The sequence below is a fragment of the Planotetraspora silvatica genome, assembly GCF_016863315.1.
Lineage (GTDB): Bacteria > Actinomycetota > Actinomycetes > Streptosporangiales > Streptosporangiaceae > Planotetraspora > Planotetraspora silvatica.
Window position 1 is genome coordinate 60189 of the sequence record NZ_BOOQ01000059.1, and the last position, 9505, is coordinate 69693.

8 protein-coding genes and 1 pseudogene are annotated in these 9505 nt (G+C 69.5%); 5 read left to right on the forward strand and 4 right to left on the reverse strand.

Annotated features, from left to right (window positions below; all coding sequences use genetic code 11):
* Positions 1–53 precede the first annotated feature (53 nt).
* Positions 54–224, reverse strand: a complete 171-nt coding sequence (locus Psi02_RS36885) for a hypothetical protein (RefSeq protein ID WP_203956913.1) — start codon at positions 222–224, stop codon at positions 54–56.
* A 153-nt stretch (positions 225–377) separates the two neighbouring features.
* On the opposite strand from Psi02_RS36885, the gene Psi02_RS36890 reads away from it, so the two are divergent.
* Positions 378–1166 carry an SURF1 family protein gene (locus tag Psi02_RS36890; protein WP_203980504.1) on the forward strand — a complete coding sequence of 263 codons (789 nt, stop codon included), beginning with the start codon at positions 378–380 and terminating at the stop codon, positions 1164–1166.
* Positions 1167–1310: 144 nt separating this feature from the next.
* Entirely contained in the window at positions 1311–1628 is a 318-nt protein-coding gene (locus Psi02_RS36895; RefSeq protein WP_239095475.1) for a DUF3817 domain-containing protein, read from the forward strand.
* Between the two features lie 154 nt (positions 1629–1782).
* Here the strand turns inward: Psi02_RS36895 and Psi02_RS41365 are convergent, their stop codons facing one another.
* Positions 1783–2085, reverse strand: coding sequence for a tail-anchor membrane protein (locus tag Psi02_RS41365; RefSeq protein ID WP_505860250.1), 303 nt, complete (start codon positions 2083–2085; stop codon positions 1783–1785).
* Positions 2086–2350: 265 nt separating this feature from the next.
* Between Psi02_RS41365 and Psi02_RS36905 the strand changes: the two genes are divergently transcribed.
* Positions 2351–3334, forward strand: coding sequence for a winged helix-turn-helix transcriptional regulator (locus Psi02_RS36905; protein WP_203980505.1), 984 nt, complete (start codon positions 2351–2353; stop codon positions 3332–3334).
* On the opposite strand, the gene Psi02_RS36910 is transcribed toward Psi02_RS36905, so the two are convergent.
* Positions 3303–3896: a hemerythrin domain-containing protein gene (locus Psi02_RS36910; RefSeq protein ID WP_239095477.1), complete on the reverse strand. Its 594-nt coding sequence runs from the start codon at positions 3894–3896 to the stop codon at positions 3303–3305. The genes Psi02_RS36905 and Psi02_RS36910 overlap by 32 nt on opposite strands.
* A gap of 143 nt (positions 3897–4039) precedes the next feature.
* Between Psi02_RS36910 and Psi02_RS36915 the strand changes: the two genes are divergently transcribed.
* Both Psi02_RS36915 and Psi02_RS36920 read left to right on the forward strand, forming a co-directional pair.
* Positions 4040–4729: a response regulator transcription factor gene (locus Psi02_RS36915; RefSeq protein WP_203980506.1), complete on the forward strand. Its 690-nt coding sequence runs from the start codon at positions 4040–4042 to the stop codon at positions 4727–4729.
* Positions 4730–4755: 26 nt separating this feature from the next.
* Positions 4756–8652 (forward strand): DUF4153 domain-containing protein, encoded by a 3897-nt coding sequence (locus Psi02_RS36920; protein WP_203980507.1) that lies wholly within the window; start codon positions 4756–4758, stop codon positions 8650–8652.
* 262 nt (positions 8653–8914) lie between these two features.
* Here the strand turns inward: Psi02_RS36920 and Psi02_RS36925 are convergent.
* A pseudogene (locus Psi02_RS36925) lies at positions 8915–9505 on the reverse strand (hypothetical protein); the annotation flags it as partial.

Consider the following 9505-nt stretch of genomic DNA (forward strand, 5'->3'; position numbering starts at 1 on the left):
GGCGTGAACAAGCCGCCGACGGGCGCGGTCGTCGGCGGCGAGTAAAAGGGATGTCAGCTTGCCAGGTAGATCACCACGGCGAGTACCACGACGACCGCAACGCCCACGGCGATGAAGATCGGCAGGCGCGAGGGCTGCTTCTGCGTCGCCTCGGCGTCCTGATTCTGCGCGAAGGCCCGGAAAGCCTGCGTGTTCCCGGCCGGGTCCATCTGAGGTTCTGACATGGCGAAAACTCTAGCGACACTTGGGACGTCCGGGATGCTGAATTGTCGGATTTGCGTTCGCATGCGAGTGAGGCGCAGCATCGAGGAGCCGAGCCGGGAATCGGCGGACCTCCACGTGCGGGGCCGCCCGCATCGGCGGATAGCGTGTGAGTCATGCTCCGTACCCTGTTCGCCCCCCGGCTGGTGGCCCTGCACCTGCTGGTGATCGGGGTGCTGATCTCCTTCACCTTCCTGGGGCGATGGCAGCTCGGGGTCTTCGAGTCGTCCGGCGCGCCCAAGCTCGCCCCCGATCCCGCGCCGGTGACCGTCACGAAGCTCGCCGAGGTGGGCAGGCACGTCACCGGGGAGGTCGCGAACCACCGGGTGACGGCCACGGGGACGTTCGACGCCGGTGGCCAGCTCCTCGTCGCCGATCGTCACCCCGACGTGGACGCCGTCGGCGGAAGGGCCGCGCGCGGCGCCGGATACTGGCTGCTGACGCCGCTGACGCTGGCGGACGGCACGACCATCCCGATCATCCGCGGCTGGGTGCCGTCGGCGGGGGATCCGGCGGCGGCCGTGCCGGCGGGCCCGGTGACCGTGGCGGGACGACTGCGTCCCTCGGAGCAGACGGACGCTGTGGAGCGCAGTGGCCCGCTCCCGGACGGCCAGGTGGCGACCGTCTCGACGGCCGAGCTCGTCAACGTCTGGCCCGATGCCCGTCTGCGGGACGGATTCGTCGTCGCGACCGCTCCGGCCCCGCCCGCGGGTGTCAGCGCGGTCGTGGTGCCGCCGCCGACGGAGGGCGTCGGCTTCTCGTGGCGGAACCTGGCCTACGCGGCCCAGTGGTGGATCTTCGCGATCTTCGCCGTCTTCATGTGGTTCCACTTCGTGCGGGACGCCGTACGGAGCGGACGGCCGGAGGGGCACAGGTCCGCCGCCCCGGTGGCCGACGGCTCGTAGGCCCTTTTCGGCTGTGGTGGTTTCGGGGTTGTGATGCCGCGGATCCGCCATGGCCCGAGGCCTTCCGGCCGCCCCGCGTCACGCCGCCGGACGGACCGGCCGGTGGCACGGATATCGTGTGAGGACCGTTTCCCAGCAGAGGTAATGATCGACGTGGAATCCGCGCTCAAGTTCTACCGTGTCATGGCGTACGTCGTCGGCGTGATGCTGCTCGTGCTCTGTGTCGGCATGGTCGTCAAGTACGGCTTCGACGATGACGCCATGGTGGCCGTCGTCGGCCCGATCCACGGCTTTCTTTACATGATCTATCTGGTGGGCGCACTCAACCTCGCGCTCAAGGTCCGCTGGCCCATCGGCTACCTGTTGCTCGTGTTGCTCGCGGGGACGATCCCGTTCCTGTCGTTCGTCATGGAGCGCAGCGTCAACGAGCGCGTCCGCAAGCTGATCACCGCCACCGCCTGACGCGGGGAGTGCGGCCGTACTCCTCGAGTCTCTTCGAGTACGGCGGTTCGCCCGCGGTCACCGGACCGCGGGCGATTCCTGCTTGGACGGGTCTTGTTTCGACCGGTCCAGCTGTGGCTGTTCTTGCTGTGACGCCCCGGCGACGTTCGCCGGGTCAGCGGCCGATGCCGCGGCGGCGGACCCTGCGCAGCCGGGCACGCTGCGACTCGTCGAGCATGAAGTAGCCCGCGACCGGCGCGCCCAGGGCGACGATGACGACCAGCCAGGTCAGGAGAGACGGCAGCGGAAGCAGGATGGCGAGCACAGCCACAATTCCCGCGCCAACGTAGTACTTGCCGAGTGGCGACATCGTGGGGCCTTTCGTTATCGGAGCGTCCAGCAGCCCCCCGCTGCCGGAGTTCGTCGCAACGTGAACGTCCGGGAGCACCCCCGAGTTCCAGCCGCCGGCCGGACCCATGGGGGAAGAAGCCTGCTGGGCCGGCGGCCTGCGCGGAAAACCCCACTCTTGGGCAGGCTGGAGTTTCGACGCCGTCGAGCGTGAGCCGGGCGGAATCCGAGCGCGACACGGAATCCACGCGGAATCCGAGCGTCAAGCCGTGTGGGATCCGTGTGAGAGCCGAGCGTGAAGCGGAGTCCGAGCGTCAAGCCGGGCGGAGTCCGAGCGTGAAGCGGAATCCGCGCGCGAAGCTGGACGGCACGCTGAGCGAAAGAGGACCCGAATCGTGGAAGAGGACCCGGAGCGCGGGCTGAGCGCGATCGGGCAGGCTCTCGTGATCCTGGGGGACCAGTGGGTGCTCCTGATCCTGCAGCGGGCCTTCGTGCTCCGTGTCAGGACGTTCGCGGGCTGGCGCGACAGGTTGCCCATCGCCGACTCCGTCCTCGCGTCCCGGCTGAAGGAACTGGTCGGCCACGAGGTGCTCACGCCGGTCGCCCATCGGGAGGGCCGGACCCGGCATGAATACCGGCTCACGCCCCGGGGACTCGATACGTGGTCGCTGCTCGTGGCGATCCACTCCTGGGAGCGTGACTGGACCGGCGGGATGTGCCCCTCGTTGATCCATGAGTCCTGTGGCGGGGAGGCCAGGCCGTACCTGGCGTGCGGGGAGTGCGGCAAGCCGGTGAGCGCCCGGGACACCGAGACGGTACGGGGGCCGCACGCCACCTTCGCCGGCATCGGGCCGCCGCGCAGGCGCCGTAGGACGGCTCGGGCGGACGCGGGCACCGATGCGTTCGGCTACCGGCCCGAATCGATGGAGATCCTCGGCGATCGCTGGAGCACGACGGTCCTGGCGGCGGCGCTCCTCGGCACGCGGCGCTTCGTCGAGTTCCAGTCGGAGCTGGGGATAGCGCCGTCGGTGCTCACCGACCGGCTCCGCCGCTTCGTGGGTCGGGGCGTCCTTCGCCAATCGGACGGGGACTACCGGCTCACCGAGAAGGGGCTGGCCTTCTTCGAGGTCTTCGCGTTCCTGGTCCACTGGGCCCAGCGGGAGTTCACGGCGCCGCCGGGCTCCGGGCTCACGATCACCCACCGGCCCTGCGGCGCCGCGCTCGCGCCCGTCCTCGCCTGTGCGGTGTGCACCAGGCCACTCCACAGGCACGATGTTCGCTTCCTGCCTGTTCCTGCCGGTTTCGCAGGTCCGGACCTGGTATCCGCCGGGTCGCCGACGGTCCTGATCAGCTCTCGCCCGACTCGGGCTTGCCCATAGCCTTACGGATCACATCGCGCGCACGATCCATGATCGCGACAGGCCCGCCGAGCATCAGGTTCTTCATCGCCGACTCGGTGCCCGGGTGCGGGTGGGTGGGGGCCACGGCCTCGGCGGCCTTGACGCCAAGGGCCATCGCCCGGCGCTCGGCCTCCGTGGTCGCGGCTTTGAGCTCGGAGAACTCGTAACGCTCCTCGGCGGCCGCGTGCGCGAAGACGGCCGCGCGGAGCCGTTCCAGCTCCTCCGCGAACTCCGGCTTCGTCACGTCCATGTCGTCGAGGCGGCTGAGCATCTCCTTCGCCTCTTCCTCCTCGTGCAGGCGGTTGTCCACGATCGTGTCCCCGCCGATCAGCTTGCGCCGCGCATAAGGATGAACGATCTCCTCCTCCGCCGTCTCGTGGACGGCCAGCAGTCGGACAAGGCGGCTGAACGCCTCCTGGCGCTCCTTCCCCTGGCTCCTGCCGACCTCGTCGAACAGATTCCTGATGAGCCCGTGCTGGTGGATCAGCAAGTCGATGACATCGTTCTCGTGCATCAACTCGGGTGTGGTCTGGCGGTCCATCCGTGCCCCCTTCAGGTCATATTCGGACTACCCGTAACTAGGGACCGAAACCATCGGCTCGCCAGAGCCCGGCCGGGGTGATTGCACAGGATCTTCACATTTCAGCAGGGAGTTCATGCACAGCGGCGTCTTACGCTTTCGCCATGGCCATCCCCCAGCAGCGTCGCGTCCTCGTGGTCGAGGACGACGAGACGATCGCGAGAGCCGTACGGATCCGGCTGGTCGCGGAAGGCTTCGACGTGCGCGTCGCGCGCGACGGGGAGGAGGCGCTCGCGGCCTACGCGCAGGCGGAACCCGACGTCGTGATCCTCGACCGGCTGCTGCCCGGACTGAACGGGCTGGAGGTCTGCCGCCGGATGCAGGCGGCGCGTCCGGTGCCGGTCCTCATGCTGACCGCGCTCGGCGAGGAGACCGACGTGCTCGTCGGCCTGGGCGTGGGTGCGGACGACTACATGACCAAGCCGTTCAGCATGCGGGAACTGGTGGCCAGGATCGACGCCCTGCTGCGCCGGGTCGAGCGGGCCAGCATGCTCGCCCATGAGGACGCCGTCATCCGGGTGGGCGAGGTCGAGATCGACAGCGCCGAACGGAGGGTCTTCGTCAAAGGGGTCGAGGCGCAGCTGACCAGGACCGAGTTCGACCTGCTCAGACGGCTCGCCGAGCGTCCGGGCCAGGTCTTCGAGCGCGAGCGCCTGCTGTCCGACATCTGGGGGTTCTCCGAGGGGGCCGCGACACGGACCGTGGACAGCCACGTCCGGGCGCTCCGGAGGAAGCTCGGCCCCGACGTCGTCCGTACCGTTCACGGCGTCGGCTACGCGCTCGTACGGCCATGACCGCCCGCTGGGATGGAGGTGGGGGCATGCGGCCCCTCGATTTTCTCGGCCGGATCAAGGTGAAGCTCGGCATCGTGATCGTGCTCGCCGTGGTGACGGCCTTCGTCGTCAACGAGGTCGGGATCAACGCCGGGTTGTCGCGCGGCGTGCGCATCGCGATCGCCGCCGTACTCGCGCTGATCATGGTGCAGTTGCTCGCGATGGGGATGACCAGGCCGCTGCGGGAGATGGCCGCCGCCGCGCAGACGGTCGCCAAGGGCAGGTACGGCATGCGGGTGTCGGCCACCTCCCGGGACGAGGTGGGCGAGCTGGCCAGGGCGTTCAACGCGATGGCCGCCGACCTGGGGGAGGTCGACAGGCAGCGGCGCGAGCTGGTGGCCAACGTCAGCCACGAGCTGCGGACACCGATCACGGGGCTGCAGGCCGTGCTGGAGAACGTCGTCGACGGGGTGTCCGAGCCTGACATCGACACGCTCGGCACGGCGCTCGCCCAGACGCAGCGGCTGGGGCGCCTGGTCGCCCAGCTGCTCGATCTCTCCCGGCTCGACTCGGGCGCCCGCCCGATGGAGGCGGAGGTGTTCGACCTCGCGTCGTTGTGCCGGCAGGCGGCGGACGAGGTCGGCCTCGCGCGCGAAGGGGTGACGGTCGAGAGCGACGTGCCGCACGGAACGGCGGTCCTCGCCGACCCCGCGCTGCTCGCCCAGGTGCTGGCCAACCTGCTCGACAACGCCGTACGGCACAGCCCGCCCGGCGAGACGGTACGGCTCGAGGCGCGGTCGTCGGGGAGCGATCTGGAGATCAGCGTCATCGACCGCGGGCCCGGCATCCCGGACGCGGAGCGCACGCGGATCTTCGAGCGGTTCTCCCGGCTGGACGCCGGACGTGCGGCTGACGCGGGAGGCGCTGGGTTGGGTCTCGCGATCACCAAGGAGATCGTCGAGCTTCATGGCGGCTCGATCCGCGCGGCCGAGCCGGATTCGGATGGGGAGCCCGGCCGTGATTCCGGGACGGCGTCCGATTCTCAGCGGTCCGATTCACCGGTTTCTGATGCGCGGGTCTCTGCTCCGCGGATTTCTGAACCGCAGGTTTCCGATCCGCAGGTTTCCGATCCGCAGCGCCAGGGGCGCGGCTGTCGCATGGTCGTCGTGCTTCCCGGCAGGTTCGTGGGCGTGCCTTCGGCGACGCCGGAACCCGGCAGGGGGAACGGGACGGCGGGAGGGCCCGCGTGGGGTTTCGAGCCGAGATCTGAGCAGGGATCTGGGGCGGGACCTGGGGCCCGGCCTGGGACCGGGCCAGAGCCGACGCTTGTGCCGACAGAGGGGCCGGCACAAGTACCGAGTGGGAGCCGCGTGGTGGCGGCCGTCGCACAGACCGGTGTGACGGCACGAGTGCCCGCGGAGGGGCCTCAGACGAGGGCCGTGACGGGGACGCCGGAACGGGATGCGATCGGTGTCCCCGGTCGCGAGGCAAGGGCGGGGGGAGAAACGGAGGACGGGATGCCGGGGGCACCGACGGACGAGATCGAGAGCGGGGTCAAGAGCGGGGTGACGGGCGGAGAGAAAGGTACGGAGAAGGACGCGGGGACCGTGGGGACCGCGGGGAAGGACGCGGGGGACGCCGACGCGGTCGATTCTGACGCGTTACCGAGCGGCGCCGGGACGGGGACGGGCACCGGGTCCGGGACGGAGACGAGGGCGGGGACAGGGCCAGGGACAAGGGCGGGGACCGGGACCACGGGCCGAGCCGTGCCCACCGCGGCTGCCGCCGTAGAGAGCGGCGTGGTGACCGGCGTGGTGACCGGCGCGCCTACCGGCCGGGTTGGTGAAACGGTCACGGCCAGGGCGGGCGAACCGGCAACCGGCGTGACCGTGGAGGTCGCCGGCGCGGAGACAGGCGAGCCGACGCCGACCGAGCCGGGTAACACCGCGCCGAGCGACGCCACGCTGAGCGGCGGTGAGTCTAGGGATTTTGGGCCGGAAGGAGCCGAGCGGAGAGACGCGGCAGGGGGCCCTGCGCCGACGGATGCCGACCTGCATGACGCCGACGTGCGTTACACCGGGCCGAGAGCCGTCGAGCCGAGAGCCGTCGAGCCGAGAGCCGCCGACCCGAGAGCCGTCGAGCCGAGAGCTGCCGAGCCGAAAGGTGACAAGTCCGTGGATCTGGCCGCGGCAGCACAGGACGCGCGCCACTTGTCACCGGCGAATGGGCCATATCCGTACGGAGGAGCGCCGTACCCGCCGCCCCGATATGGATCGCCTCCATATGGGGGAGTGCACTACGGGCCACCGCCGCCCGGATACGGGCCGCCTGCGCCGGCGGACGTACGCGACGCGCCGCCTGGATACGGAGCACCCGCGCAGGCGGGAGGGCGTAACGCGCCACCGCCCGGATATGGTCCGCCGCCTCAGGGAGGCGCACGTAACGCGCCGCCGCCTGCCTACGTGCCGCCCCCTTTGTTCCCACGGCCGGAGCTACCTGACGCGCCGAGGTGGCTGCTCCTGGCCGCCGGCGCCGTCGGTCTCGTCGCCGCGCTTGCCCTGCCGTACGCGGCGACGGGGTTGGGGCTGGTGATCACGGCCGTCGCGTTGGGAGCGGGCGTCTTCCCGGCGCTCATCGCCACAGGTCGCCGGCGCATCACGCCGTGGACCGTGGCGTTCGGGATCATGGCGTACGCGTTGGTGTCGGTCGCCCTGTTCCGCGACGCGGACTGGCTCGTATGGCCGTTGTTGTCGGCGGCGTTCTGCATCGCGGCGCTCGGCATCTCCGGTGCGGGGGCGGGGTGGCTGAGTGCGCTGCGAGGCGGGCTGTCGGTCGTCCTCGCGGTCTTCCCGCTGCCCTGGTTCCTGGAGACGCCGGCCAAGCGGCTGATCAAGCACAGGCGGGTGGTCCCGCTCCTGGTGAGCATCGGAATCACCCTGGTGCTGCTCCTCGTCTTCGGCGTGCTGTTCGTCTCCGCCGACGCGGTCTTCTCCGCGTTCGCGAGCGAGGTGCTCCAGGCGCCCGACTGGGCGTCGAGTCTGCCGGTCCGGATCTTCCTGTTCCTCGTGTTCGCGGTGGGTGCGGCGGCGGCCGTGCTGGTGGCCTTGCGTCCGGTGGCCGAGCCGACAGGGCCCGACCTGCGAATATCCGTCAGCCGGGCGGTCTGGGTCATTCCTCTGGTCGGCCTCGACCTGCTGTTCGCGTCCTTCGTGGCCGTGCAGCTCACCGTGTTGTTCGGCGGCAACCGCAGGGTGTTGTCCACGGCCGGGCTGACGTATGCCGAGTACGCCAGGTCGGGATTCTTCGAGCTTGTGACCGTCAGTGTCTTCGTGCTCGGGATCGTCGTGGTCGCGGTGGGCCTGTTCGGGCCGAAGGGTCGCAAGGACCAGCGATTGCTCGCCGTACTGCTGGGTCTGCTGTGCGCCTTCACCCTGGTCATCCTCGCCTCCGCGCTGCATCGCCTCGGCCTTTACACCGGCGCGTACGGCTGGACCCGCCTGCGTGCCTCCGTCGGGGCGACGATCTGGTGGCTCGCCGCTGTGTTCGTGCTGGTTCTGATCGCGGGAGCGGTGTGGCTCTCGAACCGGGGAACGGCGTGGTTGCCTCGGACGCTCGTCATGGTGACCGGGATCTGCCTGCTGGCGTTCGCGGTGTGGAACCCCGATGTCCGGGTCGCCGAGACGCAGTTGACCGTCCGGGGCGTCTACCGGCTGGATCACGACTATCTGGGAAATCTGGGGGCGGAAGCCGTACCGACTCTGGACCGTTTGCCGGAGCCCATCCGGAGCTGCGTGCTCCGCGATGTGGTGTCCGCCAACGACCTGTCTGAGCCGGATCCCTGGAACGGGTGGAACCTGGCCAGGGTGCAGGCCCGTGACGTGCTCGACAAGCGACCGCTGGCGAACGTCTCCTGCGTAGAAGGGACGCCGCGCACCGTTGATTGAGCAGCGGCTTCCCTGCAGGCCGTTGTCGGCGTGATGGGGGCGGGCGTTGAGGACCCGGCACCTGTCGGGGCTCGCGGAGCTCTGGCGGGTGCCCGTTCTTGTCGGGTCAAAATGCGCTGGCCATATATGCGGCGATATTCTGATCATTCATATTCATGACATTTGGTACAAGTCGCCGTATTGGGTCCGTTGGGCAAGAGGGCTTTGTATGGAACCGCCAATTGGTTGAGCCGGATGTCTGGATATATCGCGATGCAAGTTCCTAAGGGTTTGATTCGAAAACGATAGCGAATTCGGCAAGGATCGTGCCATGATTCATACATCTGTTCGAGGAGATGGTGGATGTGGCAGAGGAAAGGCCCTGCGGCCCGGATTGGTGGGCCGAGGTGGTGGCCCGGGCCGGGTCGTGGCCGTCCGACGGCGCCTCGGCTCTCGACCTGTCGTGGCCGGACTCCCGGCAGTCGGATCCTTCGCCGCTTTCTCGCTCGGATTCGCTATTGACCGGACCTGCGCCGTTTTTTCCCTCTAATTCTCCGCGCTCGGATTCCCCTTGCTCGAATTCGGTGTCGTCGGGCCCTTCGGGGGCGCGTTCTTCCGCGTCGGGAGCGTCACGGCCGGCCTTTTCCCGGTTGCCGTTCTCCGTGTTGCGGTTCGCCCGGGCTGAGAGTTCGCCCACGGTCGGCCAGTCGTCGCGTGAGGCCTCCTCCGATGCGTCCGGTGAGGCTTTCTCCGGCGACGATGCGGCTTCTGAGGCGGGTTGCGCCTCCCCTGCCGGCTCCGGGTCGGATACACCGGGCGACGCGGGTGCTCCGCCTGGGTCGGGCGGCGGAGCGGATGCCTCCGACCGTTGCTT

Bases quoted from the DNA above. Each gene is read 5' to 3' on its own strand.
- Psi02_RS36885 (WP_203956913.1), bottom strand. From the start codon at position 224: ATGTCAGAACCTCAGATGGACCCGGCCGGGAACACGCAGGCTTTCCGG.
- Psi02_RS36890 (WP_203980504.1), top strand. From the start codon at position 378: ATGCTCCGTACCCTGTTCGCCCCCCGGCTGGTGGCCCTGCACCTGCTG.
- Psi02_RS36895 (WP_239095475.1), top strand. From the start codon at position 1,311: ATGATCGACGTGGAATCCGCGCTCAAGTTCTACCGTGTCATGGCGTAC.
- Psi02_RS41365 (WP_505860250.1), bottom strand. From the start codon at position 2,085: ATGGGTCCGGCCGGCGGCTGGAACTCGGGGGTGCTCCCGGACGTTCAC.
- Psi02_RS36910 (WP_239095477.1), bottom strand. From the start codon at position 3,896: ATGGACCGCCAGACCACACCCGAGTTGATGCACGAGAACGATGTCATC.
- Psi02_RS36915 (WP_203980506.1), top strand. From the start codon at position 4,040: ATGGCCATCCCCCAGCAGCGTCGCGTCCTCGTGGTCGAGGACGACGAG.
- Psi02_RS36920 (WP_203980507.1), top strand. From the start codon at position 4,756: ATGCGGCCCCTCGATTTTCTCGGCCGGATCAAGGTGAAGCTCGGCATC.